This is a genomic window from Amycolatopsis sp. CA-211722, assembly GCF_056828465.1.
This window is the reverse complement of record NZ_CP184752.1, coordinates 3,469,515-3,495,208: the sequence shown is the minus strand read 5'-3', so window position 1 is coordinate 3,495,208 and position 25,694 is coordinate 3,469,515. Positions and strand designations below refer to the sequence as shown.

The following is a 25,694-nucleotide window of genomic DNA, read 5'->3' as shown; positions in this document are numbered from 1 at the left end:
TCCGTTAGCACCGCTACGCGGAGTACAGGGTGTGGGGAAATAGGGACACTCAACGTCCCTATTTCCCCACACCCCCCACCCGCCAGGAAGCGCGGTAGCAAAGGTCCCTTGCTCCCCTTCAAAGCGGTCCTTGCCCGACCACCCTCCTTTAGTCGTTCACATACATGAACTTCAATCATGTCCTTGACGCACGTTCGTAAAGAGGCTTAACGTCTAGCCCGTCGCCGCCACGACCGAGCTTCGATCCCTCGACGAGGAGGACCACGGATGCGTGTTCGTGAGCGGGTTCTGGCCATCGCGACCGGTACCGCGTTGCTTTCGACGCTGGCGGCGTACCCCGCACAGGCCGCGACGGTCCGCGTAGGGACTTCGGAGCAGCTCACGGCGGCGCTCGCTTCGGTCACTCCGGGGACCGTCATCGAACTCGCGGCCGACACGACCTTCACGGGCAACTTCAAGGCGGCGAAGAGCGGCACGTCCAGCAGCCGTATCACCCTGAAGGGGCCGCGAAGCGCGGTCATCAAGGCCTCGGCCGGGCGCACGCTGGAACTCACGGGCAGCTACTGGAACCTGACCGGCTTCACCCTCACCGGTGGCCAGAAGGGCCTGATGGCGACAGGCGTCAAGAACACCGTCGTCGACGGCATCAAGGTCACCGGCGTCGGCCACGAGGGCATCCACTTCCAGTACACGAGCACCGACAACGTCGTGAAGAACTCCGAGGTGACCGACACCGGCCGCGAGTACGCGGGCTACGGCGAAGGCATCTACTTCGGTTCCGCGAAGGGCAACTGGCCAGGCGGCACGCCAGACCGGAGCGACCGCAACAAGGCCTTGAACAACAAGATCGGCCCGAACGTGCGAGCCGAGTCGATCGACATCAAGGAAGGCACCACCGGCGGCGAACTGCGCGGCAACGTCTTCGACGGGACCGGGCAGAGCGGCGAGCACTTCGCCGACAGCTGGGTGGACATGAAGGGCAACGACTACGTGGTCGCGGACAACCGGGGCAGCAAGGTCTTCGTGCACGACGCGACCTACGGCGGCTTCGAGGTCCATGTCCAGCTCGACGGCTGGGGCCGCGGCAACACCTTCTCCGGCAACACCGCGGACGTGCAGTCCAGCTACGCGTACGGCTTCTACCTCGTGAAGGCCGCGACGGGGAACAAGGTCTGCGCGAGCAACAAGGTGACCGGTGCTGGGAAGGGATTCGCGAACGTGGCCGCCACGGCGGGCTGCTGACGCGACCGAAGACCGGGGGCCCGCTCAGCCCGGCGGCGGGGGCGGGCCCCCACCCTTCGGACACTCGCCGATTCGGGCAGAGTGTCCTTATGGACGACCTGTACCCGCCGATCCACGTGCGCGCCGAGGGCATGCTCGACGTCGGCGACGGGCACCGGATCTACTGCCAGGAAGCCGGGAACCCGGACGGCAAACCCGTCGTAGTCCTGCACGGAGGCCCTGGTAGCGGCATCTCCTCGATGGCCCGGCGGCATTTCGACCCCGAGGCCTACCGGATCATCCTGTTCGACCAGCGCGGCGCCGGCCGCAGCACTCCGCACATCGGCACGCCGGACGTCGATCTGTCGGTGAACACGCTCTGGCATCTCGTTTCCGACATGGAAAAGCTCCGCGAACGGCTGAATCTCGAACAATGGCAGCTCTTCGGCGGCTCGTGGGGTGTGACTCTCGCCCTCGCCTACGCCGAAACCCACCCGAGCCGCGTCAGCGAGCTCATCCTGCGCGGCGTCTTCACCGTCCGGCGCGGCGAACTCGACTGGATCTACAACGGCGGTGCCGCGAACCTCTTTCCCCGGGAGTGGGAAGCGTTTCTCGACCCGATCCCCGAAGACCGCCGCGACGACCCCCTTTCGGCCTATCGCGAGCTCGTCTATCACCCCGATCGGGCGATCCGAGAGCGCGCCGCCATCGCGTGGAGCGCCTGGGAGGGCGCGATCGTCTGCCTGCGCCCGGACCCGGCGTTCCACAACCAGTACGCGTCGCCGGAGTTCGCCGTCACGTTCGCCCGGCTGGCGCTGCACTACTTCTGCCATGGAGCATGGCTTGAGGAAGGACAGTTGATCCGGGAGGCCGGGAAGCTCGCCGGGATTCCCGGCGTGATCGTGCAGGGGCGGTACGACGCGGTGTGCCCGCCGACGACGGCTTACGAGCTGCACCGGGCTTGGCCGGACTCGAAGCTGGAGCTGGTGGAGGCTGCCGGGCACGCGGTGACGGATCCGGGGATGCTGGCGGCGCTTCGGGAAGCGACGGATTCCTTTCGGTAGGAGCGGCTACAGCCGTCCACCCGACGTCGTGTCGCCGGAAAGCCGTTGTGCCAGATACACCGGCACCGTCGAAGCCAGGATCAGCACCGCGGCCACGACGTTGACGATCGGCGCCTGGTTCGGCCGGAACAGGTTGTTCAGGATCCAGATCGGCAGGGTCTCCAGCCCGGTCCCGAGGGTGAACGTCGTGACGATGATTTCGTCGAACGACAGGGCGAACGCCAGCAGACCACCCGCGAGGAGGGCCGAGCGCAGCATCGGGAAGGTCACCAGCCGGAACGTGGTGAGCCCGTCCGCGCCGAGGTCCATCGACGCCTCTTCGAGGTTGCCGCCCATCCGCCGCAGCCGCGCGACGACGTTGTTGAACACCACCACGATGCAGAACGTCGCGTGCGCGACGATCGCGGTGAACAGGCCGAGGTCGATGCCGAGGATCGTGCGGAAGGCGTTGTTCAGCGCGATACCGGTGACGATCCCGGGCAGCGCGATCGGCAGGATGATCAGCAGCGACACCTGGTTGCGGCCGAAGAAGCGGTACTTCTGCAGCGCGAAGGCCGCCATCGTGCCCAGCACCAAGGCGATCGCGGTGGCCGCGAGTCCTGCTTGGACACTCGTCCACAGCGCGTTCAGCGCGCCCTGGTTCTCCGCGGCCCGGCCCCACCATTCGAGGGTGAAGCTCGACGGCGGCCAGCCGAAGGTGGTGTCCGCGTTGAAGGAATTGAGCAGGACCACCAGCAGTGGGAAGTAGATGACGCCGAGGCCGAGCACCAGCGCCGTGAGCAGCAGGTATTTGGTCGTCCGGGAAAGCCGCATCGCGCGCTCCTACAGGTTGTCCAGCGCGCCCGTGCGGCGCACGGCGGCGAGGTAGGCGAGCATGATCACCACGGGTACGGTCGCGACGGTCGCCGCGAACGGCAGGTTGTTGGCCGCGCCGATGTTGTCGTAGACGACGTTGCCGAGCATCTGCGACGTGCCGCCGACGATCTTCACCGCGATGTAGTCGCCCAGCGACAACGAGAACGTGAAGATCGAGCCGGCGACGACGGCCGGGAAGGTCACCGGCAGCACCACCGAGCGGAACGTCCGGAACGGCCGGGCGCCGAGGTCGCCGGAGGCGTCCACCAGGGAATTCGGCAGCCGTTCCAGGCCCGCGTAGATCGGCAGGATCATGTACGGCAGCCACAGATACGACAGGGTGATCACGGTCGCGAGCACGCCGTAGCCGGGGGTGTCGAGGCCGAACGGGTTCAGCAGCCAGTGCAGCACCCCGTTGCCGGACAACATGGTCCGCCACGCGTAGGCCTTCACGAGGTAGCTCGCCCACAACGGCGTCATGACGGCGATGACCAGGAGGCGCCGCGCCCTCGGCGAGGCGAATTTGGCCATGTAGAACGCCATCGGGAAGGCGATGATCGCGGTGACCACCGTGACGAGCGCGGCGATCCCGACCGTCCGGAAGGTGATCGTGCGGTACACCGCGTCACTGAAGAGGGTGACGAAGTTGTTCAGCGACCACTCGGTCACGACCTGGCCGGTGAAGATGTCGGTGCTCCAGAACGCGGTCACGAACAACGCGGCCAGCGCGCCGAGATAGGCCAGGCCGAGCCACAGCATCGGCGCGGAGAGCAGGATTCCCAGTCGCAGCCTGGGTTTGCGGTACAGGAAGGCGGAGGTTCTCCGCCGTGGCGAATCGAGGGTGGTCGTCATCGTCTCCACCTAGGAATGGGACCGGGAGCGGCCGGCGTGGGGGGCCCACCGGCCGCTCCCGGAGTCGGGAGGTCAGCCCTTGATCTCGGTCCAGGCGCGGGTCCACTCGCCGTAGTCCTTGCACTTGACGTCGGTGCGGCCGTCGAGGCACTGCGCGATCGGCGTCGTCCAGTACTGGATCTTCGCGGCGTACGCGGCATCACCGGCGTGGAAGGTCTCGCAGTGCGCCTTGCTCTTGGTTTCGGCGCACGCCTTGGGGTTCGAGGGCGATTCACCGAAGTACTCGGCCACCTGCGCGTTCGCCTTCGGGCTGACGATGTGGTTCAGCCACTTGTACGAGCACGTCTTGTGCGGCGACTTCGCGCCCACCATCCAGGTGTCCGACCAGCCGGTCGCGCCTTCGGACGGCAGCACGGATTCGACCGGCGCGCCCTCGCTCTTGGTCAGGTTCACCGTCACCTGCCAGGCGGTGCCGACGACCGCGTCACCGCTCTTGAGCGCCTGGCTCTCCTTCAAGTAGTCCGACCAGTACTCCGCCACCATCGGCCGCTGCTGTTTGAGCAGGTCGACGGCGGCCTGGAACTGCTTGTCGTCCAAGGCGTACGGGTTCTTGATGCCGAGTTCGGGTTTGTGCGTCTGCAGGTACAGCGCGGCGTCGGCGATGTAGATCGGCGAGTCGTAGGCGGTGATCTTGCCCTTGTACGGGCTGTTCGCGTCGAACATGACCGACCAGGACGTCGGTGCCGGGTTCACCTTGTCGGTGCGCCAGGTGAGCAGGTTCGCGCCCCAGCCGTGCGGCACGCCATAGGACACGTTGTTCACGCTGTTCCACGGACGGTTCTTGAGGAAGTCGAAGACGTCGGCGTAGTTCGGCACGAGCGCGGTGTTCACCGGTTCGACGTCGCCGGCCGCGATCAGCCGCAGCGACGCGTCACCGGAAGCGGAGATGACGTCGTATTGTCCGGTCTTCATCAGGCTCACGGCCTCGTCGGAGGTACCGAACGCCTTGACGTTGACCTTGCAGCCGGTCTCCTTCTCGAACCCGGTGACCCAGTCGACGGCCGGGTCGTTCGAGCCGTTCTCCGCGTAGCCGGGCCAGGCCAGCACGTTGACCTGGCCTTCCGGCTGGCCGAGCTGCGCGAGCGCGTCGAGCTTCGGCGCGGTGAAGCCCTGACCGCCGGGCGCGGCCGCGGTCGAACTGGATCCGGACGTTCCGCAGGCGGCCACGAGCAGGCCGGCGCCGAGCAGGCCGGCGAGCGCGAGTTTCCTGTTCTTCATTGAACAACCTTTCGGTACAGGGGGAGAACTAACCGGCTTCGGGGACGCGGAAGCTGTGTTCGTGCCGCCAGCTCAGGCGGACGCGGCCGCCTTCGAAGTCCGCGGGTTCGGCGGTGTTCTGCCGGACCACGGAGAGCTGGCCACCGGCGTCGAGCGTGACCTCGTAACGCACGGTCGCGCCGGCGTAGACGGTGTTGGTGACGGTGCCGGTTGCGCTGGTCTCGCCGACCTCGGCGGATTTCGAGAGATCGGCGTCGATGCGGATCTTCTCGGGGCGGATGCTGAACACACCGGGTTCGCCGATGATGTTCTCGGCGCCGCCGCCGCTGAGCAGGTTCGAGGTGCCGACGAAGCCGGCGACGAACGCCGACGCGGGCCGCTCGTAGACCTCGACCGGTGAGCCGACCTGTTCGATGCGGCCGGCGTTGAACACCGCGATGCGGTCGCTCATCGTCAACGCCTCGTCCTGGTCGTGGGTGACGAAGATGAAGGTGATGCCGACGTCGCGCTGGATCTGTTTCAGCTCGGTCTGCATGGTGTGGCGCAGTTTCAGGTCGAGCGCGCCGAGCGGTTCGTCGAGCAGGAGCACCTTCGGCCGGTTGACCAGTGCCCTGGCGAGCGCGACCCGCTGGCGCTGGCCGCCGGAGAGCTGGTCGGGTTTGCGCTCGCCGAACTCTCCGAGCCGGACGGTGTCGAGGGCTTCCTTCGCGCGTTGACGGCGCTCCGCGCGAGGGACGCGTTTCACCCGGAGGCCGTACTCGACGTTCTGCCGCACGGTCATGTGCGGGAAGAGCGCGTAGTCCTGGAAGACCGTGTTGACGTCCCGGTCGAAGGGCGCGAGACGGCTGACGTCGCGGCCGTGGAGTTCGATCGAGCCCGCCGTCGGCAGTTCGAAGCCGGCGATCATGCGGAGCACGGTCGTCTTGCCGGAACCGGACGGGCCGAGCATGGAGAAGAACTCGCCGGGCGGGATGTCGAGATCGACGCCGTCGACCGCGTGGACCTGGCCGAACTCCTTGCGCAAGCCGCGCAGCCGGATGGCCGGAATGTCGCCTCCACCTGCGGAAGTGATAGCAAAGGTCCCTTGCTCCCCCACGGCGGAGGCGGTGGGCGCTTGATGCGGCATGGCCTGCCTTTCGGTGGTCGTCACAGCGCGCTCATCACGTGCTTGACGCGGGTGTAGTCCTCGAGGCCGTAGAGCGAGAGGTCCTTGCCATAGCCGGACTTCTTGAAGCCGCCGTGCGGCATCTCGGCGACCAGCGGGATATGCGTGTTGATCCACACGCAGCCGAAGTCGAGCTTCGCGGCCAGCCGCATCGCCCGTTGGTGGTCGTTGGTCCACACCGACGACGCGAGCGCGTACTCGACGCCGTTGGCCGCGGCGAGCGCTTCGGCCTCGGTCTCGAAGCGCTGCACGGTGATGACCGGGCCGAAGATCTCCGTCTGGCTGATTTCGTCGTCCTGCCGGACGCCGGAGATCACCGTCGGTTCGTAGAAGTAACCCTCGTCCCCATGCCGTTTACCTCCACAGTGGACTATCGCGTGCGCCGGAAGCCGGTCGACGAACCCGGCGACCCGTTCGAGCTGCGCGGCGTTGTTGAGCGGGCCGTAGGTGACCGACGTGTCGTCGGGCTTGCCGGTGGTGGTCGCCCGCGCCTGCCGGGTGAGGGCGGCGACGAACGTGTCGTGGACTTCGTCGGCGACAAGGACACGCGTAGCCGCCGTACAGTCCTGGCCCGCGTTGAAGTACCCGGCGGCGGCGATGCCCTCTGCGGCCGCTTCGATGTCAGCGTCCGCGAAGACCACTACGGGCGCTTTACCGCCGAGCTCCAGGTGTACGCGCTTCACGTCCTTCGCGGCCGAAGCGGCGACCTCGATCCCGGCCCGCACGGAGCCGGTGATGGACACCATCGCGGGGATCTCGTGCTCGACGAGCGCGCGCCCGGTGTCACGGTCGCCGCAGATCACGTTGAGCACACCGGGCGGCAGGAATCCGGCGCAGATCTCGGCGAAGAGCAGGGTCGACGCGGGCGTCGTGTCGGCCGGTTTGAGCACCACGGTGTTCCCCGCGGCGAGGGCGGGCGCGATCTTCCAGACCGCCATGAGGAGCGGATAGTTCCACGGCGTAACCTGCGCGCACACGCCGATCGGTTCTCGGCGGACGAAAGAGGTATGCCCTTCCATGTACTCGCCCGCCGACCGTCCTTCGAGGACACGCGCGGCCCCCGCGAAGAACCGCAACTGGTCGACGATCATCGGCAGTTCTTCGGCCGCGGTGAGCGCGACCGGCTTGCCGGTGTTCGCCGATTCGACGAGCACGATCTCGTCCGCGCGTGTTTCGACGGCGTCCGCGATCTTCAGCAGCGCGAGCTGGCGCTGCGCGGGTGTGGTCTCGCGCCAGGTCTCGAAGGCCGCGGCCGCGACCTCGAGAGCGCGATCGACGTCTTCGGGGCCGGCGACGGCGGCGGTGCGATACGGGCGGCCGGTGACGGGATCGACGATGGCGGCGACCTGGCCCGACGCGGATCCGGTGTACTCACCGCCGATGAAGTGCTTCAACTGCTGCACGAGAGCTCCTGGCTACTGGGCCTGGGGGCGTGAGGCGATAGCAAAGGTCCCTTGCTCCCTTTTGGGGCGGCGAGAGAGCTAAAACATATAAGTCCAGATGTTAAATGACAAGACGATGGTGCAAGATTGCTTCCATCGGGTAGCGGTACGGGCGAAGGGCCACCATGCGTAAGGGGATGTCGCACAGCGCGCGATCAGCGATGTTCGCTCCGCTCGACCAGATCGGCCGGGCGGAAGCGGTCACCGCGCGGCTGGTCGACGCCATCACTCTCGGGCTGCTGGCCGACTCGGAGCAGCTGCCGAGCGAAGCCGAGCTGGCCACCCAGTTCGGCGTCTCCACCGTGACGGTCCGCGAAGCGCTCGTGGCCTTGCGCCAGCAGGGCCTGGTCGAGACGCGACGCGGCCGAGGCGGCGGCAGCTTCGTGAAGACGCCCGCCAACCCTTCGGCCGCTTCGTGGCGAGAGCGCCTTCGCACGGTTTCGCTGTCCGAGCTTCGCGACGTCGGCGATCACTACCTCGCGATCGCGGGCGCCGCGGCCAAACTCGCCGCCGAGCGGAGTTCGCCCGAGGACATCGAGCGGCTCGAACTGGCGACCGAGGACATCCGCACGGCCACCGGCGCGGAGGCGTCGCGCGCCGAGCGTCAGTTCCATCTCGAAGTCGCCGCGGCCGCCCAATCGCCACGGCTGACCAGGGAAGAAGTGCAGTTGCAGAGCGAGCGAGGCGGTCTGCTGTGGTTGCCGCTCGAGCCGCATGGCACCCGTGAGAACGCCTACGCCGAACACCGCGCGATCGCCGCCGCCATCGCGCAGGGCGACGGCGAGCTGGCCAGGAAGCTCACCGAGGAGCACATCCTCGAAGCGATAGACCGGCTGGCGGACGTGCATTTAGACCTTCTGGCCCCTTAAGCTGCGGCATCCGCGCATCCGAGGTGAGCATCGTGAACGACACACCGTCCGCCGGTTCCGAGGTCGTGGAACAGGTATCCACCCTGGTCGAGGACGTCTTCGGCCGGCTGAAGCCGCTACTGGCCGGCGCCGAGGGGCTGCTGGCCGCCTCCACCGATGCCACCGCCGAAGAGCTGACCCGGCTCCGGCCGCAGGTCTTCGACGTCCTGGGCGGCCTGGTCGTCGGCGCCGGGTTCATCAGCGCGCCGAACGCGCTGGCGGATCAGGAATTCGGCTTCGAATGGTGGACCGAAACCGGGGACGACGAGCCGGCGCAACTGGTCATCAGCCTCGATCCGGACAGCGAGAACTTCCTGGACTACACCCGGCAATCGTGGTTCACCGTCCCGCGTGACACCGGCCGCCGCCATATCAACGGCCCGTACGTCGACTACCTCTGCACCGACGAGTACACGCTGACCTTCACGGTTCCCGTCCAGCGTGAAGGGGCTTTCGCGGGGGTCGTCGGCGCGGACATCTACGTGCGCGAGGTCGAGCGCCTCCTGCAACTGAAGCTGCGGGCGCTCGGTGGCCGCGCGGCGCTGGTCAACGCCCAAGGCCGGGTCATCGTGTCGAACAACGCGCGCCAGGCGACCGGATCGCTGGTCCGCGACGTCGACGTCCCGGCCTGGTGGTCCGCCGGCGCGGAGCCGGTCACGACGGAGACCGGCACGCGGCTGCGGCGGTGCGGGGACTCGCCGATCGCGTTGGTCAGGTCCGAGCGCTGAAGGACGCCATACCCGCATCAGATGTAGGTAAAGCGCCCTTCACCGCGTCGCATGCGGGGAAAGCGTCCTTCAGCCCCCGCTGACCTGTAGCGCGAGCCAGAATTCGGCGCGCACGCCAGGGGAATCGAGGTCGCGGCCGGTCAGTTCGGCGACCTTGCGCATGCGGTTGCGCAGGGTGTGCCGGTGGACGCCGAGCCGCGCGGACGCCAGATCCCAGTGACCGTGGTGTTCGAGCCAGCAGGTCAGCGACGCGACGAGCTCGCCACGACCGGTCTCGTCATGGTGCCGCAGCGGCGCCAGCAGGCTGTCCGAAAACGCTTGCGCCGCTTGGGAGTCGACCATTTCCAGGAAACCGCGCCCGGCGTGCTCCGCGAACCGGACCAACGGGATACGCTCGGCCTTCGCCGCTTCCGCCGCCTGTTTCGCCTGCCGGAGCCCGGCCGGGAAGTCCACTGTGGACACCGGATCGGACAGCCCGGCGTGCAGCCCGCCGATCCGGGAGGCCTGCCGGACGGCCGTCTCCACGTCGCCGAGCGCGAGCACGAACGCCCCGGACTCGCCGAAGAACACCTTGTCCCCGGCCGCTTCGGCGTCGAGCGCGTCGGCGAGCGAGCGGCGCGCGCCCGCGGGGCCGGCGACGGCCAGCACGGACCACGGCGCCTCCGGGGCACCACCCCAGAGCGACTTCATCGTCCGCGTGGCGAGTTCGCCGTGTCCGGCGGCGAGCAGGTCGCACAGCCCCGACCTCAGCCGTCGCACGGCGTCCAGGTGCGCACGGTTCTGTTCCAGGGCAAGGGAAAGCAAGGACACCGCGGTGTTGACGATGTGCTGGCCCGCGGCATCGAGCGGCTCGCGGGTGCCGACGGCGAGCACTCCCCGGGCACGGGTGTCGAGCGTCTGGAGGACGACCTCGTACTCCCCCGCCCCCGTCATCAGCGTGCCCGCGCGCAGCCGCGCGAAGTCGTCCTGGAGTTCATCGGCGAAGGGCCGTGCGGAGGGCGAAGCCTCGGTGACCGCGCCAGCCGAGTCGAGCAGGAGCACCCAGCCATCGACCAGCTTCGCCAGCTTGCGCACCACCCCACCAGGGCCACCCTTGCCGACGGCGGTCCTGGTCAGCTCCTGCTGCCCCTTGCCGGTGCGCACGAGCGACGCGTACTCGTCGGCGGCGACCGCGCGGGAGACCGCGCGCGTGATCGCGATGAACGGCGTCTTCCTCGGCACCTCCAGCACCGGCAGCCCGACCTGGTTCGCACTGTCCACAAGGGATTGAGGAATGCTCTCGTGACTGAGGCCGACCCCGAAACCGAGCCCCGCCACGCCCGCGTCGACCAAGCGCCGGATGTACCCGGGCGACGTGGTCTCATCGAGGGCGAGGCCGGTGGTCAGCAGCAGTTCGCCGCCTTCGAGGAAGGCCTGCGGATCGGTCAGTTCGGTCGGGTGGACCCAGCCGATCGCCCTGCCGAGCCCTGCCTCGGCCGCGCGCACCCGCAGGCCGAGCGGGCGTTCGGCCACGAGGGCGGCGAGGGTCAGTGCCATGTTGTCCAACTCTACGCCTTGATATCGACAAGATGTCGAGCTGACGGCGCCGGGCGCGGCTCTCATCCTGGAGGGCGACCACCGTCCCTCGCGTCCGCAGGAGTCTGGCCGTGACCGTCACCACCGAAACCCAGCGCAGGCTGCGCACCGAGATCCCCGGCCCCGCCTCGCGCGCCCTGCAGGAGCGACGCGCCGCCGTCGTCGCCGCGGGCGTGAGTTCGGTGCTGCCCGTCTACGTCACCTCGGCCGAAGGCGGCCTGCTCACCGACGCCGACGGCAACGTCCTGATCGACTTCGGTTCCGGTATCGCGGTGACCAACGTCGGCCACGCCGTCCCCGCCGTCGTGGACCGCGTCCGCGAGCAGGCCGGCCGGTTCACGCACACGTGTTTCATGGTCACGCCGTACGAGGGCTACGTCGAGGTGTGCGAAGCACTCGACAAGCTGACGCCGGGCACCCACGAGAAGCGTTCGGTGCTGTTCAACTCCGGCGCCGAAGCCGTCGAGAACGCCGTGAAGATCGCCCGCGCCGCGACCGGCCGCCAGGCGGTCGTCGTGTTCGACCACGCCTACCACGGCCGCACCAACCTGACGATGGCGCTGACCGCGAAGTCCATCCCCTACAAGCACGGTTTCGGTCCGTTCGCGCCCGAGGTCTACCGGGTGCCGGGTTCGTACCCCTACCGCGACGGCCTGTCCGGCCCCGAGGCCGCGCGGATCGCCATCGACCGGATCGAGAAGCAGATCGGCGGCGACCAGGTCGCGGCCGTCGTACTGGAGCCGGTGCAGGGTGAGGGAGGCTTCATCGAGCCCGCTCCCGGTTTCCTTCCCGCGCTTTCGGCCTGGTGCACCGAAAACGGTGTCGTGTTCGTCGCCGACGAGGTGCAAACCGGCTTCTGCCGCACCGGCGAGTGGTTCGCGTCCACGCACGAAGACGTGGTCCCCGACCTGATCGCCACCGCCAAGGGCATCGCGGGCGGGTTGCCGCTCGCCGCGGTCACCGGCCGCGCGGAACTGCTCGACGCCGTCCCGCCGGGCGGGCTCGGCGGGACGTACGGCGGCAACCCGATCGCGTGCGCCGCCGCGCTCGGCTCGATCGAGGTCATGCGCCAGGAGAACCTCGCGGCGTCGGCGAAGCGCATCGAGAACACGGTGCTGCCGAGGCTGCGGGCACTGGCCGAGGAGACCGGCGTGATCGGTGACGTCCGCGGTCGCGGCGCGATGCTGGCCGCCGAGTTCGTCAAGCCCGGCACCACCGAACCCGACGCCGACCTGACCAAGCGGGTCGCGCAGGCCTGCCACCAGGCGGGCGTCGTCGTCCTCACCTGCGGCACCTACGGCAACGTCGTCCGCCTACTGCCGCCGCTGTCCCTGTCCACCGAACTGCTCGACGAGGGCCTGTCGGTCCTGGAGCACGCTGTCCGTACGGAGGCTTCCAAGTGACCACCTTCCCTTACTGGGTAGCCGGAAAGCCGGTCGCCGGCGGCGAGACCGTCGTCGTCCGTCACTCCTTCGACGGAAGCGAGGCGGGCTCACACCACGTTCCGTCCACTTCGGACATCGAGACCGCCGTGCAGGCGGCGCACGACGTCCAGGACGAGTTCGCGACGCTGCCCGCGCATGTCCGGGCGGGCGCGTTGGACCACGTGTCCCGAGTTTTGGGTGAGCGGTCCGAAGAGCTGGCTCAGCTGATCACCGCCGAGTCGGGCAAGCCGCTGAAGTGGGCGCGCGGCGAGGTCGGGCGCGCGGCGTCGACGTTCCGCTGGGCCGCCGAGGAGGCGCGCCGGTTCTCCGGTGACCTGCAGCGCCTCGACACCGACCCGGGCGGAACCGGGCGGCTCGCGCTCGTGCGCCGTGTGCCGAAGGGCCCGGTGCTGGGCATCACGCCGTTCAACTTCCCGCTGAACCTGGTGGCGCACAAGGTCGCTCCGGCGATCGCGGTCGGTGCGCCGATCGTGCTCAAGCCCGCACCCGCGACACCGCTCACCGCGTTGCTGCTCGGCGAGATCCTCGCCGAGACCGACCTGCCCGCCGGAAGCTGGTCGATCCTCCCGGTGAGCAACGAGGAATCGGCCAAGCTGGTTTCGGACCCGCGGCTGCCCGTCGTGTCGTTCACCGGTTCCGTGCCGGTGGGCTGGGGTATCCGGGACAGCGTGCCGCGCAAGCACGTCGCGCTCGAACTCGGTGGCAACGCTGCGGTCCTCGTCTGTCCCGATTGGACGGACCTGGACTTCGCGGCGCAGCGGATCGCGACGTTCGCGATGTACCAGGCCGGCCAGTCGTGCATCTCGGTGCAGCGCGTGTACGCGCACGCCGACGTCTACGACGAGCTTCAGGCGAAGGTGCTGGAGCAGGTGCGCGCGCTCGGGACCGGCAACCCGCGGACGGACGGCGTGGACGTCGGACCGCTGATCAACACCGCCGCCGCTACCCGGGTGGAATCGTGGATCACGGCGGCCGTCGAGGCGGGCGGCGAACTGCTGGCCGGCGGCAAACGTGACGGCGCCACCGTCGAGCCGACGGTGCTCGCGAACGTGCCGGAGGACGCGTCGGTGATGGCCGACGAGGTCTTCGGGCCGGTCGTGTCGATCACGCGGGTGGAGTCGGTGGAGGACGGGGTGCGCCGGATCAACGACTCGCGCTTCGGCCTCCAGGCGGGAGTGTTCACGCGTGACCTGCCGACGGCGTTCGACGTGTCCGCGAAGCTGCGAGTCGGTGGCGTGCTCGTCGGCGACGTGCCGAGCTTCCGCGCCGACCAGATGCCCTACGGCGGTGTGAAGGACTCCGGCGTCGGCCGCGAAGGGCCCGCGTCGGCGATGGCGGACTTCACCGAGGAACGCGTCACCGTCCTGACCGGCCTGACCCTCTGACACCCCCGCATTTAGTCCTCTAGATGCGCTGGTTCGTAACGCGAACTACCGCATTTAGAGGACTAAATGCGTGAGGTGGGAGTGGGCTTCGACGAGCGAAGGGCCGTACCAGGTCAGGTAGCGCCCTGAGACCAGGACGTGCTTCGCGCCGGGGAACGCTTCGGGGCCGTCGTCCGCGGTGAACTCGTACGGCTCGTCGGGCAGCACGAGCAGATTCGCGTCTCCGGCCGCGAAGCGCGCCTGGAGCTCGTCGAGCTTCGGACGCGGGTAGCGCTCTTCGTGGTCGGCGTAGACGTTGCCGATCCCGACGCGATGGAGGACGTCGCCGCCGAAAGTGTCCCTACCGAGCACGATCCACGGTTTCCGCCAGACCGGCACGACCGCGCGGAAGCGCTCCGGCAGCGTCTCCCGCCAGATCTCTTCGGCCTCGACCAGCCACTCGGGTTCGGCGAGGTCGTAAGCCTGCGTCAGGATCCGCCGGATCGACGCGAGGGCGCCGGGCACGGTCGCCGACGCCTCCATCACCCAGACCGGAATCCCGTTGGCACGTAAGCGTTCCACGTCATCCGGGCGATTCTCCTCGGAGTTGGCGAGCACCAGATCCGGCTCGAGTTCCAGCACCTTGTCCACGTTCGGGTACTTCGAGCCGCCCACCCTCGGGACGTCCAGATCCACCGGATGGGTGCAGTAGTCCGTGGCACCCGCCAGCCGTCCCGGCGCGCTCACCTCGACGGCCTCGGTCAGTGACGGCACGAGCGAGACCACCCGCGTCGCCGGTTCGCGCAGCGGGACGACTTCGCCGAGGTCGTCGATCATGCCCGCTCGAAGGACAGTTTCCGCTTGTCGACGTCCACCGCCGTGAGCCGGACGCGGATCCGCTCGCCTTCCGGCGGTTTCTCGCCCGCGCATTTGCCCATCACCGGCGGATTCTCGATCAGGATCTCCGATTTGGCGTCGTCGGCCCGCAGCACGATCGCGTCGAACTCCTCGCCGATGTGCTCGGCCATGACCCAGGCCTCGACCTGGTCGATGCAGGCACGCTCGACCTTCGCGGCCAGCGTGTCGGACGCGGTCATCTGCTCCGGCACCTCCGCGAGGGCCGCGCGGACCCACTCGGGCACTTCGCGGCCCGCGCTCACCGCGAGACAGATCTCGGTGGCGAACCGGTCGACCAGCCGGCGGATCGGCGCGGTGACGTGGGCGTAGGCGCCGCCGATCCCGGCGTGGGTGGTCAACGCGGGGAGCTCTCCGTCGAACGCGGTGTACCCGGCGCCGCGCAGGAGCCTGGTGGTGTCGGCGAAGAGCGCCATGGACGCGGGCTGGCCGGGATCGAGCGCGGCCAGGAACTCCGACACGCTCTTGCCCTCGGGCCAGTCGATGTTCAACGCCTGCGCGGACCGGCGAAGCCAGTCGATCGCTTCGGCGTCGGGCTGGGGCAGCGTGCGCAGGACCCCGATCCCGGCGCCGATCATGATCTTGGCCGCCGCCATGCCGGTGAGCAGCGAGATCTCGGCGTTCCACGCGTCGACGTCGTTACGCGGCCGCTGGATGAGCGCCCAGCCGCCATCGGGATCTCCGCTGATCTCCTGCTCCGGCAGCTGCAGCTCCACCGCGCCGCGCCGGATCGCGAGTTCGCGGCGCAGACGGCCCAGCTCCGGCAGCGCGGCGACCGAAGGATGCGGGTCGCCCGCGTCGATCGCCGCCTGGACGGTCTCGTAGTCGAACTGCTCGGTGGACCTGACCAGCGCCCGGCGGACGTTGGTCGCCGTCGGCTCGCCGCTCGCGTCGACGTCGATGGTCCACAGCACGGCGGGCCGGGTCTCCCCCGGCAGCAGACTCGCCGCGCCCTCGGACAACACCGGCGGATGAAGCGGGACGTTCCCGTCGGGCAGGTAGAGCGTCTGCCCGCGGCGGCGTGCCTCCTTGTCGAGCGCGCCACCCGGCGGGATGAACGCGGCAAGGTCGGCGATCGCGTAGTGGACCCGGAACCCGCCGCCCTCGACGCGCTCGACCAGCACGGCCTGGTCGAGATCCTTGGCGCCGGGCGGATCGATGGTGACGAAGGGCAGACCGGTGGCGTCCTCACGTTCGCCCGCCGACTCGAGCGGGTCGACGACCGCCGCCTCCGCCTCGGCGAGTACGTCGGGCCCGAACGACTCCGGCAGCGAGAACTCGGCCCGAAGGTGACCGAAGTCCCCTCCCGCCGCGTGTGTCCTGATCACGAGTGGAGGCACCACCCAACCCTATCCCGATCCGGCCCCGTTGATCGCCCGTTCGGGTGCGGGCCGGTCGGGTGTACGTTACGGGCCGAAATGAAAACCGATACCCTTTTCACAACGACAGGAAGGGCCGTGGCGTGAAGATCGCGTTCGTCGGGAAGGGCGGCAGCGGCAAGACCACGCTGGCGTCGCTGTTCACCGCGTACCTGGCCGGCGGCGGGAAACCGGTTCTGGCGATCGACGCGGACATCAACCAGCACCTCGCCGTCGCGCTCGGCGCGAGCGAGGAAGAGGCCATCGCGTGGCCGACGCTGGGCGACAACATGGGCCTGATCAAGGAATACCTGCGCGGTGACAACCCGCGGATCGCGGACGCCGCGTCGATGATCAAGACGACGCCGCCGGGGCGCGGCTCGCGGCTGGTCCGGCCGTTCGAGGACAACCCGATCTTCCAGGCCTGTTTCCGCGAGTTCGGCGGGGTGCGGCTCGGCGTCACCGGGCAGTTCGACGAGGACGATCTGGGCGTCGCCTGCTACCACTCGAAGGTCGGAGCGGCGGAGCTGCTGCTGAACCACATGATCGACGACGCGGGCGAGTACGTGGTCATGGACATGACCGCCGGTGCCGACGCGTTCGCGTCCGGGCTGTTCACGCGGTTCGACGTGACGTTCCTGGTCTGTGAGCCCACGGTGCGCAGCGTCGGCGTGTACCGGCAGTACGCCGACTACGCGCGGGACTTCGGTGTGCGGCTGGTCGTCGTGGGGAACAAGGTGACCGAGGACGAGGACATCGAGTTCCTGCGCGAAGAGGTCGGCGACGCCCTGCTGGGCTGGATGGAGAACTCGCGGCACGTCCGCGCCGCCGAACGCGGCCGCGCGCGCCCGATCGGCGAACTCGAGGCGCACAACCTCGCGACGCTGGGCTCGATGCTCGCGACCGTCGACGGCGAACGGCGCGACTGGGCGCGCTACCAGCGTCAGGGCGTCGAGTTCCACCTGCGCAACGCGCGGGCGTGGGGCAGCGGGCGGGCCGGGGAGGACCTCACCGCGCAGGTGGACCCGGAGTTCGTGCTGGGGCCGGCGCTCGCCCGTCAGGACGCCTGAGCCGCGGTGCGGCATGTTGCGAAAGCCACTTTCGCAACGTTGAAGGTTGGGAAAGTGGCTTTCGCAACGTGCGCGAAGGTGGGGCGAGCGGCCGGCACAGGTGCTCGTGAGTGGTGAGGACGGTTCTAACCGTCCTCACCACTCACGAGTGGGTCAGTCGCCGTTCCACTTGGCGTCTTCGGCGTCGGCCTGCCTGGTGCGTTCCTTGGCGATCTCCAGGGCGCGCCTGGCCGTCGCCTCGTCCGGATACGGGCCGAGGAGGTCGACGCCCCGGCCTCGTTCCAGGTGCTCGACCTGGTTCGTCTTGGTGTTGAAGTACCAGCCCTGATCAGGGTTCGGGTCGCTCGACATACGCCAAGCCTGACATCACCGGGACGTCCTGTCATCACTTGCGATAGCGGTAGGGGATCTCCGTGGGATCGCCGGTCGGGCCGAACTCGCCGCCCTCGGGCGGATCGACCTTCGAGCTTTCCGGCACGTTCTCGCCGAGTTCGTCGAACCAGCCCCGGTGCATCGGGACGCCGCGCGGCGGGGTCGCCGGTTCGGGCGCCATGGGGATTCCCGGCGGAGGCGACACCGGCTGCGTCGAAGGCGGACCCGGGGGCATCGCGGACGACGGCGGCGCCACGGGCGGCTCCGGTTCGGCCTGCGACGGCGCGGCGGCGGCCGGGGCTTCCGGGGTGGAAGGCGGCGCGCTCACCGGCGGCGGGGGCGTCTGGTTCACCGGCTGCGTCCGCGTTGGCTGGGGCAGCGGAGGCGGCGCCTGAGGCGTGGACGTCTGCGGAGCGGCGGCCTGAGGCGCAGGTGCTTGAGGCGCAGGTGGCTGGGGCGCGGCGGTTTGCGGCCCGGGCGCGTGAGCCGCGGAAGCCTGCGAAGCCGGTGCTTGAGGCGCGGCGGTTTGCGGGCCAGTCGCCTGCACCGAGGAAGCCTGCGAAGCCGGTGCTTGAGGCGCGGAAGCCTGAGACGCGGGTGGCTGAGGCGCAGGAGCCCCCTGAGTGCCCGGCAACGGCGGCGCGGGCGGCCCCGGAGGCGGCGCGACCGTCCGCCACACCGGCGCGGGACCGATGTTCATCGGCGCAGGGGCGCGCGGCGGCTGCCCGGTCGCGGGCGGCGCGGCCTGCGAAGGCGGCGGAGGCGCCTGACGCTGCGAAGGCTTCGGGATCGGGTCCAGGCACGAGACGAGCACCGTGGTGTTCGCCGGATCCTCGACCTTCCGGCCGCTGCGCTCGCGATAGACCATCTCGCCTTCGGTGTCCATCTCGACCAGGTAGCCGGCCTCCGCCAGCTGTTCCTCGTCGAGATCGACGAGCTTTTCGTAGCGCGACGGGACGACCCGGTAGATCGGCCAGGCGAGCCGGGCGTTCTCCTGGTGGAACTGGGCCAGCAGGGCCGCCATCTGCTGCTGCCAGGGCAGCGACATCCCCTCGGCCAGCGAACGCGGCAGCACGACGTAACCGGGATCGACACCCGGCCAGCCCTGGTTCAGCTGGTCGGCCAGCGGGGTGCTCGACGCCGGCCGCGCCGCCTGCCGCGCCGGCTGGGCGGTGCCGAAGAGATCGCGGGGATCGACCTCCGGGCCGTTCCCCGCCGCGGGCTTGCCTCGCCTTCCGAATTTCCGTGCCACGTTCTTATCCTCTGCCAGTGTGCGGCCGCGTGCCGGTGGACAGGCCGCCACTTCGGGTGAATCCGATGGTCCCGCGATCGCGATACCACGCGCTCACCATGCTAAACGCCAGGACGGACCGCCTGCGCGACCACTTCGGCCTCGTCGAAGGAGAAGTCGCGGATGTGCACCGGCACCCCGGTCTGCTGCGCTTCGACGATCTTGCCGTCGCCCAGGTACATCATCACGTGGTGGATGGTCGCCGGGTTCGACGGCACGGTGGCGAGGAACAGCAGGTCACCCGGCTGCGCCTGCCGCACCGGCAGCATCGCGCCGCCCTTGTACTGGTCACGCGAAACCCGCGGGATGACGATCCCCGCCGACTCGTAGGCCCGCAGCATCAGCCCCGAACAGTCGTAGCTGTTCGGTCCGGTGGCGCCCCAGACGTACGGCTTTCCCTGCTCGGCGAGGGCGAACTTGATGGCCTGCGCGGCCGCCTGGCTCGGCGGCACCACGCTGCCGACGCTCGTGCCGCAGCCGACGACGTCGACGATCTGGCCCTCGTTCTGCACGAGGAGGGCGGCCATCGGTTCCCAGTTGTGGTACCGGTCGGGGAAACCGGAGCGCTCGACCCGCTGCGCGGCGTCGCCGGGCCGCATGTTCTCCCAGTTCGGCACCGCGAGCAGGACGTCGTAGAACTTGTTGACCTGGTACGGCGGGTCGGTGACCTGGGCGACGGTGCCCCAGCCCATCGACGGGCGCATCTGGAAGATGCCGAGCGAATCGCGGTCGCCGTAGGTCAGGTTCCGCAGCTTGGACTCGGTCATCCCGGCCTGGATCGCCACCTGCCACGCGCGCGGGGACAGCGTGCGCTGCTTGCCGATCGAGATGATCAGCGCGACGATGCCCTTCTGTTCCTCGTCCAGCTTGTTGATGTCCGAGGAACCGCGATCGGTCTGCCCCGGCAGGGTCGGCCCGATCGACGCGTCGCAGGAGGTCTTGACGACCCCGCCCGACTGGGCCTCCACATGATCGGTCACCACCTTGGTGACCGTGCTCGTGGTGACCACCGCGGCGAAGACCGCGGCGATCAGCACGCCGACGATGAGCCCGATCTTCATCGGGTCAGCCCGCTTGGGTGAACTTGGTGACCCGCCATCCCGGGTTCGTCTTGACGACGGTGACCCGGACCTTGGGCCCGTCCGTCGGGACGTCGACCTCCATCGACCCGACCACCGAGGACGCGACCTGCGGCTCCCCGGAAACCCTGGTCGCGGTGATGTTGGCGGGATCCACCGTCCGCAGATCCGTGGACCAGAACTCGTCGGTGGTGTACGGCTTCAGGCCGCTCAGCCACTGATCGGTCGTCGTGCCGTCGGGATGGTTCGCCCATGCCGTCACCCACTCCTTGGCGACCCGGACACCGTCCTGGTCAGGTGGCGCGGAAGACGGCGGAGGCTGAGTGGTGAGCCTCGGCGGCAAGGTCGACGTCACGGTCACCGGCGCCGCGACGCCGGAGCGTGAGGTGGCCGTCGCCGACGAACCCGGCCCGCTGGCCGTCTGTCCCGGTTTTCCGATGGCCTTGGGCAGCAGGATGCCCAGGGCGGTGAGCACGACCGCGAGGATCACCAGCGTGCCGACGAGGTGGCGGGGCGAGCGCAACGGCCAGCCCCACAGTCTGCGGTAGACCGCGGTGCGCCCGCGGTTGGTCCGGATCGGCATGGGTCACCGGCCCACTGCGTGGTCTGTGTCCCGGACTTCCTCACGGACCTCCAGCCCGCGCGACGGCCGGTACAGCACGAAGACCGGCTTGCCCGCGACGACCTCGGGGTCGACGCGGCGCGGACGCGGCGTCGATGGCCCCGCCTGCACCGGAACTGCGCCCGAATAGTCCGGGGTGGTGTAGCCGCCGCCGGTGGAGTTCATCCTCGACGGCACCACGACCGGCTCCGGTTCGTCGCTCCAGCGCCGGTCGGCGACCGGCGAGGTGTCGACCCGGCGGCTCGGGACCTGGATCGGGCTCCGGCCGCCGGAGGTGAACATGGAGTCGCCCGGATTGCCCGCGGACGGGTTGTACTGGCCGAACACGGGAACGCTTCCGCCACCACCGGACGGCAGCGCGGGCAGCCCGCCGCCACCGCCGACGGCACCCGGCCACGGCGCTCCCGACCACGCCGCCGCGGGGCGGATCGCGCCGGAACCGTTGTCGAGCCGCTGCGAGCTGGCGAAGATCGTCGCCTCCGGCCGGAACCGCCCGCCGCCGACCGTCGCGCCCACAGGACCGCGGAGGTCGCCGTCGACGACGTCGTCGGTGTCGCGGACGTTCTGCCAGAAGGCGTCTTGCGGGGTCGGCTCGTTGTTCTTCTTGCGGAAGCGGGAGAAGAGCCCGCCGCGCGGCGACGGCATCGCGCCGCCGACCATGCCGACGGACATCTCTACCATCTGCCACAGCCGCCGCACGGGACGGCCGACCATGAACAGCAGGACGGTGATGATGGCGGCCAGCACCATCTTCGTCAGCAGGGACAACGAGTTCCCGGCCGTGAAGATGGCCTCCAGCAGGAGGGTGTGCACGCCGGCCAGCACCGAAAGCACCATCAGGTTGAAGGCGACCGCGCCGACGACCTTCAGGATGCGCTGCATGATCTGCGGCTGGAGCAGCGCGATCAGGCCGATCAGCGGAGCCGTCAGGACGAAGATCCTGATCAGGACCTGCGCGAGCAGCACCGTGGCCTTGGCCAGCAACTGGAACAGCGAGTAGAAGATCCCCTGGCCCAGCGAAAGGAAACCGGCGCCGACGCGGCTGCCGTCCTCACCGGTGAAGTACCCGGTGGCCGGGCCGAGTTTGGTGGAGATGTCCTTGAACGCCGCCTTCTTGGAGTCGACCAGCGCGGTGTCGGCGTCCCCGCCCTGCTGGATCTGGCCCCAGGTGAACGCCCGCGCGTCCAGCAGGGCCGGGCCGTACTGGATCGCCTGCGGCGAGTCCGGGCTGCCGAATTCGCCGCGGAGCCAGTTGTCGTAGACGACCCGGCAATGCAGCTCGGTCGGCACCCGGTCCCACGGCTGGCGCGCGGCCACGGCCTCCGGGGTCGCCTGACACGGCTGCGCGTTGGGCGGCTGAGGCTGGGACGGCGGCGGGGTCTTGGCCTCGTCGATGAACCCGGCCTGGATGTTGGTCGTGGTCTGCACGATCGCGTTGTCGATCGGATCGAGGAATCTCAGCAGCGCCAAGGAGGACGCGGCCAGCCAGACCGCGGCGAGCCCGTAGAGCGCCCGTTTGCTGACCGCGGCGAGATCGCCGCGCCAGATGTTGCGGAACAACATGATCGACATGATCAGCGCGGCCAGGCCGAACAACTGGGCGTAGATGTTGTTGTAGACCTTCTCGGCCCCGGCCTTGACGGCGTTGTACAGCGGGCTGAGCAGGCTGCCCTGCAACACCGTGTAGTGCAGCGAGTTCGTGGCACCGACGATGTTCTTGCCGATGTTGAACAGCTGGTTGCCCGCCCAGGTGTCGATCGTCGAGTTGGGCGAGGTGATGCCCGCGAGCGGGCCGCAGTCGGTTTCGAAGGTGTCCCAGACGTGTCCGGCGTACCCGTAGACGTTGTACGGGCTGCCGCCTTCACCGCGAGCGGTGGCGGGTGGGTCGAGCGCGCCGACCATGCCCGCGCCCGGCCGTTCCGGGTTCGGGGCCTCGCCACAGGCGGCCGCCGAGGCCGCCGGAGCGGTCGCCACGGCCTGCAGGCCCAGGATCACCATGACGACGAACATCGTCGCGCGGCGGCTGGGTCTGGTCTTGCCGGGCCGCGGCCCCTCTTTGAGCCGGCGGCGCAGCGCGTGCCAGCCGGCGGCGAACGCGAGCACGAACGCCAGGGTGATCACCGTGTTCATGCGGCATCCCTGCCGGTGCCACCCTTGCCGGCGCGCGCGTGCTCGCCTTGACCCCCGTTACCGTTGGCACCACTGTGTCCATTTTGGACGGCGCCCTGGACCTCACCCGTCTCCGCGGCGAGCGGATCCGGGGAGCCCAGCATCTGCTCGTCGGTGAGACCGACCTCGAGTTCGGCCGCGAGCTCCAAGTCCTCTTCGAGCTCGAAGTCGTCTTCCGGCGGCGAAGCCACGAACGGCTTCTCCGCCGGGACCGCCAGCTCGTTGCCCGGCCTGGACGGTTTGGCGTCGGGCGAACCCGGCGTGGTGTCCATGACCCGGCGCAGGTGCTCCAGATGCGGGCCGGAGAAGTCGACGCGGATCCGCTCCACGCCGCCGGCGCCGTCACCGAAGATGAACTGCCGCGGCTCGACGTCGCGCTGGAGATCGCGTTGCGAACCGGGACGGCGGCCCAGCGCCGCGACGACCTGCTCGTAGCCCACACCGACCGGGACCTTCAGCAGGCGCAGCGCGTCGGCCTGGGCGTCGTCGTCGTCGAGACGGCCGACGAACACCGAGTCCAGCAGCGCCACGAAACCCTGGATCTTCAGGAAGTCCGCGGGGATCTGCGAGGACAGCAGGACCCGGACGTTCCACTTCCGCGAGTCACGCGCGAAGCGGTTCATCAGCACGCGGCCGGTCGGGACCTCGGAGAGGAAGAACGCCTCGTCGATCCAGACGCCCTTGCGCAGTTCCTTCGGCTTCTCGTACACCGACCGCTGCGTCAGCCACGCGGCGAGGTTCAGCATCTCGACGCCGAGGGATTCCGCGTCCGTCCAGTACTCGCGCGGGACGCCGTCCTTGGGCAGGGTCAGCCCCGCCATGGTCAGCACGGTCATCCGGTCGTCGCGGGTCTCGGAGTACGGGTCCGCGTCGCTCTCCGGGATGAGCAGCGCCATCCGCTCGCGCATCTCGTCGAGGAAGTCCGCGACGACGACGGCGTGCTCGTGGTGCTCGCTGGAGTCCCGGCGCAGTGCGTCGATGACCTGGCCCGGGTCGGCGTCGAACCGGCCGCCGACCGCGCGGACGGCGCGCAGCAGCACGATCCGGGTCTGCGCCATCCGCGAGACCTCGTACGGCAGGACACCGGTGAGGACGTCGAGCACGAGACGTCGGCGGGTCGCGCCGGCGAGGGCCTTCTCCCGCCGCCAGGAGCGCTCGGGGTCGTCCTCGTCCATGAAGTGCTCGATCTGCGGCTCGGCGACCACCCGGTACGGGTTGAGGATGCCGGGCTGCGCGTTGAGCAGGTTGATCGGCCGCGCGTACGGCCGCAGCTCGGGCAGGTCGCACAGCCGCGACAGCGGGCCCGAGGGGTCGAGGATCGTCCAGTGCGCGCCCGCGCGAAGCGTCTTGTAGACGATGCCGCCGCCGAGGAAGGACTTACCACCACCGAGGCCCGCGACCATCGCGGTCAGGCCGGAACCGTCGCGGATCTCCTGCGCCATCCACGGGTCCCACGCCACCGGGCGCCGGGTCGCGGTCACCGTCTCGCCGAGCAGGATGCCGCGGCGGTCGCCCACCTCGGCCGTCGCCGTCGGCACGGACGACGCCGCCCACACGACCGAACCGCGGCGCATGTACGCGGCCGAAGCCAGCGGCTCACCGGGGATGAACTCCCTGGCCAGCGCGTACTGCGCCTCGGGATGCTCTACGGCGATCTTCGGCTTGTAGAGGTCGAGAAGCTGCTGGGCCAGGCGCAGCGCGTCGCGCTCCGTCGGCCCGGACACCGCCAGCCGCCACCACGAACGCACCCGGGTGGCCAGCGCGGTGAAGCCCGACGTCATCTCGTCGTCGATCTCCAGCACCCGGCCCGCCTGGCGCGCCAGCGACTGCGGCGGCTCCAGCTCGTGCTCGTCGGTGTAGTGCTTGACCTGCGAGCGCACCTTGTTCATCTGGCGCTGCAGCTCACCGGCGACCTCTTCGGGGCGCCGGACGTAGATCCGCGCGGACACCTCGACCGCGGCGGGCAGCCGGTCCGCGTGCTGGATCCACGGGTCGTCGACCTCGGGGATCTGGAGGCCGTGCATCTGGCCGACGGTGAGGACCGCGAGATGCCGGGAGACCCCGGCGTTCGACCCCGTGCGGCCGCGGACGGTGACCGTGGGCGCGTACGGCTCGGCGTGGAAATCCGCCGCGTCGGTGAAGCTGGCGAGGTCCTCGGGCTCCCAGGCGGCGCCCGGGACCGCGGGCATGTTGCGCGGCGCGGGCAGGCCCAGCGAGCACGAGCGGTGCATCAGCCAGGACATCTCCTCGGCGTGCACCGGACGGCCTTCGAGCCCGGCGGAGCCGATCACCTGGTCGAGGTGTTCGACCTCGGAGTCGAGCGCGGCCAGCTCGGCGTCGACGGCCTCCGGCAGGATCTTGCGCAGCACCGGGGCGGCGCTCTCGACCGCGCGGTCGATCATCCGCCTGGTCTGCACCTGGACGCCGAGGTAGACCTCTTTCTCGGCCATCGAACGGCCCATCAGCTGCTGCTGCTCGCCGATGAGGTAGTCGTCGAAGGACAGCGCGCCCTGGACGTCCTGAGGACGGCCGACGGCGTTGTGCACGTGGGCCTCGGCCCACATGCGGATCGGGTACGGCCGGTTGGTCACGCGCAGGTGCAGCCAGCGGCCCTGGAGTTCCGCGTACTGGCCCGCGATGGCCGCGATCAGGTCGCGGCGCTGCGAATCCGACCGGAACGACCAGCGCTGCGGCGCGAGCCGGTACCAGGCGTAGACCTCATAACCGGTGCGCAACAGGTGCCCGTCGATGCTTCGCGCCGCGATCGACGGGGTATACGAGGGTATGGCCGCCTCGCCGGGCAGCCGCCTCCCCTTGCCGGCCTTCTTGGGCTGCGCGGAGCGGACCTGCTGGGGCGGGTGCCAGGCCCCTTGCTGCAGATCTCGATCACGTTTTCCTCGGCTTCCGCCGCGACCGAACAA

21 protein-coding genes are annotated in these 25,694 nt (G+C 69.5%); 7 read left to right on the top strand and 14 right to left on the bottom strand.

The window, feature by feature from the left end; genetic code table 11:
- The first annotated feature begins 267 nt into the window (after nt 1-267).
- Both ACOCEP_RS17275 and pip read left to right on the top strand, forming a co-directional pair.
- Nucleotides 268-1,242: a right-handed parallel beta-helix repeat-containing protein gene (locus tag ACOCEP_RS17275; RefSeq protein WP_482338400.1), complete on the top strand. Its 975-nt coding sequence runs from the start codon at nt 268-270 to the stop codon at nt 1,240-1,242.
- Nucleotides 1,243-1,331: 89 nt separating this feature from the next.
- Nucleotides 1,332-2,285: a prolyl aminopeptidase gene (gene pip, locus ACOCEP_RS17270; RefSeq protein ID WP_482338398.1), complete on the top strand. Its 954-nt coding sequence runs from the start codon at nt 1,332-1,334 to the stop codon at nt 2,283-2,285.
- 6 nt (nt 2,286-2,291) lie between these two features.
- Here pip and ACOCEP_RS17265 read toward each other — a convergent pair whose 3' ends face one another.
- The 5 genes from ACOCEP_RS17265 to ACOCEP_RS17245 all read right to left on the bottom strand — a co-directional run bounded on the left by ACOCEP_RS17265 (nt 2,292) and on the right by ACOCEP_RS17245 (nt 7,838).
- Nucleotides 2,292-3,098 carry an ABC transporter permease gene (locus ACOCEP_RS17265; protein WP_482338397.1) on the bottom strand — a complete coding sequence of 269 codons (807 nt, stop codon included), beginning with the start codon at nt 3,096-3,098 and terminating at the stop codon, nt 2,292-2,294.
- A gap of 9 nt (nt 3,099-3,107) precedes the next feature.
- Nucleotides 3,108-3,992, bottom strand: a complete 885-nt coding sequence (locus ACOCEP_RS17260; protein ID WP_482338395.1) for an ABC transporter permease — start codon at nt 3,990-3,992, stop codon at nt 3,108-3,110.
- Between the two features lie 72 nt (nt 3,993-4,064).
- On the bottom strand, nt 4,065-5,270 hold the full coding sequence (locus ACOCEP_RS17255) for an ABC transporter substrate-binding protein (RefSeq protein ID WP_482338394.1): 1,206 nt from the start codon (nt 5,268-5,270) through the stop codon (nt 4,065-4,067).
- Nucleotides 5,271-5,298: 28 nt separating this feature from the next.
- Entirely contained in the window at nt 5,299-6,396 is a 1,098-nt protein-coding gene (locus ACOCEP_RS17250; protein WP_482339748.1) for an ABC transporter ATP-binding protein, read from the bottom strand.
- A 20-nt stretch (nt 6,397-6,416) separates the two neighbouring features.
- Nucleotides 6,417-7,838: a gamma-aminobutyraldehyde dehydrogenase gene (locus ACOCEP_RS17245; RefSeq protein ID WP_482338392.1), complete on the bottom strand. Its 1,422-nt coding sequence runs from the start codon at nt 7,836-7,838 to the stop codon at nt 6,417-6,419.
- Between the two features lie 164 nt (nt 7,839-8,002).
- Between ACOCEP_RS17245 and ACOCEP_RS17240 the strand changes: the two genes are divergently transcribed.
- Nucleotides 8,003-8,746, top strand: coding sequence for a FadR/GntR family transcriptional regulator (locus ACOCEP_RS17240; RefSeq protein WP_482338390.1), 744 nt, complete (start codon nt 8,003-8,005; stop codon nt 8,744-8,746).
- Between the two features lie 32 nt (nt 8,747-8,778).
- Nucleotides 8,779-9,513 (top strand): cache domain-containing protein, encoded by a 735-nt coding sequence (locus ACOCEP_RS17235; RefSeq protein WP_482338388.1) that lies wholly within the window; start codon nt 8,779-8,781, stop codon nt 9,511-9,513.
- 69 nt (nt 9,514-9,582) lie between these two features.
- Here the strand turns inward: ACOCEP_RS17235 and ACOCEP_RS17230 are convergent, their stop codons facing one another.
- Nucleotides 9,583-11,049, bottom strand: coding sequence for a PucR family transcriptional regulator (locus ACOCEP_RS17230; protein WP_482338387.1), 1,467 nt, complete (start codon nt 11,047-11,049; stop codon nt 9,583-9,585).
- A 110-nt stretch (nt 11,050-11,159) separates the two neighbouring features.
- On the opposite strand from ACOCEP_RS17230, the gene gabT reads away from it, so the two are divergent.
- Both gabT and ACOCEP_RS17220 read left to right on the top strand, forming a co-directional pair.
- Nucleotides 11,160-12,491: a 4-aminobutyrate--2-oxoglutarate transaminase gene (gene gabT / locus ACOCEP_RS17225; protein ID WP_482338385.1), complete on the top strand. Its 1,332-nt coding sequence runs from the start codon at nt 11,160-11,162 to the stop codon at nt 12,489-12,491.
- Nucleotides 12,488-13,918: an aldehyde dehydrogenase family protein gene (locus tag ACOCEP_RS17220; RefSeq protein WP_482338384.1), complete on the top strand. Its 1,431-nt coding sequence runs from the start codon at nt 12,488-12,490 to the stop codon at nt 13,916-13,918. The genes gabT and ACOCEP_RS17220 overlap by 4 nt, the downstream gene beginning before the upstream one ends.
- Nucleotides 13,919-13,972: 54 nt before the next feature.
- Here the strand turns inward: ACOCEP_RS17220 and ACOCEP_RS17215 are convergent, their stop codons facing one another.
- Together ACOCEP_RS17215 and ACOCEP_RS17210 are read right to left on the bottom strand one after the other, a co-directional pair.
- Entirely contained in the window at nt 13,973-14,734 is a 762-nt protein-coding gene (locus ACOCEP_RS17215) for a helical backbone metal receptor (RefSeq protein ID WP_482338382.1), read from the bottom strand.
- Nucleotides 14,731-16,140 (bottom strand): RNB domain-containing ribonuclease, encoded by a 1,410-nt coding sequence (locus ACOCEP_RS17210; RefSeq protein WP_482339747.1) that lies wholly within the window; start codon nt 16,138-16,140, stop codon nt 14,731-14,733. Before ACOCEP_RS17210 ends, ACOCEP_RS17215 begins: the two co-directional genes overlap by 4 nt.
- A 134-nt stretch (nt 16,141-16,274) precedes the next feature.
- Between ACOCEP_RS17210 and ACOCEP_RS17205 the strand changes: the two genes are divergently transcribed.
- The gene (locus ACOCEP_RS17205) at nt 16,275-17,240 is read left to right on the top strand and encodes an ATP-binding protein (RefSeq protein WP_126736528.1); all 966 of its coding nucleotides are present in this window, start codon (nt 16,275-16,277) and stop codon (nt 17,238-17,240) included.
- A 153-nt stretch (nt 17,241-17,393) separates the two neighbouring features.
- On the opposite strand, the gene ACOCEP_RS17200 is transcribed toward ACOCEP_RS17205, so the two are convergent.
- The 6 genes from ACOCEP_RS17200 to ACOCEP_RS17175 form a co-directional block, all read right to left on the bottom strand.
- Complete coding sequence (locus ACOCEP_RS17200) at nt 17,394-17,591, bottom strand: hypothetical protein (protein WP_482338380.1); 198 nt, start codon at nt 17,589-17,591, stop codon at nt 17,394-17,396.
- A gap of 34 nt (nt 17,592-17,625) precedes the next feature.
- Nucleotides 17,626-18,864 (bottom strand): hypothetical protein, encoded by a 1,239-nt coding sequence (locus ACOCEP_RS17195; RefSeq protein WP_482338378.1) that lies wholly within the window; start codon nt 18,862-18,864, stop codon nt 17,626-17,628.
- A 101-nt stretch (nt 18,865-18,965) separates the two neighbouring features.
- Entirely contained in the window at nt 18,966-19,964 is a 999-nt protein-coding gene (locus tag ACOCEP_RS17190) for a C40 family peptidase (RefSeq protein ID WP_482338376.1), read from the bottom strand.
- A 4-nt stretch (nt 19,965-19,968) separates the two neighbouring features.
- The gene (locus ACOCEP_RS17185; RefSeq protein WP_482338374.1) at nt 19,969-20,565 is read right to left on the bottom strand and encodes a hypothetical protein; all 597 of its coding nucleotides are present in this window, start codon (nt 20,563-20,565) and stop codon (nt 19,969-19,971) included.
- A gap of 3 nt (nt 20,566-20,568) precedes the next feature.
- Nucleotides 20,569-22,734 carry a magnesium transporter gene (locus ACOCEP_RS17180; protein WP_482338372.1) on the bottom strand — a complete coding sequence of 722 codons (2,166 nt, stop codon included), beginning with the start codon at nt 22,732-22,734 and terminating at the stop codon, nt 20,569-20,571.
- Nucleotides 22,731-25,694: an ATP-binding protein gene (locus ACOCEP_RS17175; protein WP_482338370.1), complete on the bottom strand. Its 2,964-nt coding sequence runs from the start codon at nt 25,692-25,694 to the stop codon at nt 22,731-22,733. The genes ACOCEP_RS17180 and ACOCEP_RS17175 overlap by 4 nt, the downstream gene beginning before the upstream one ends.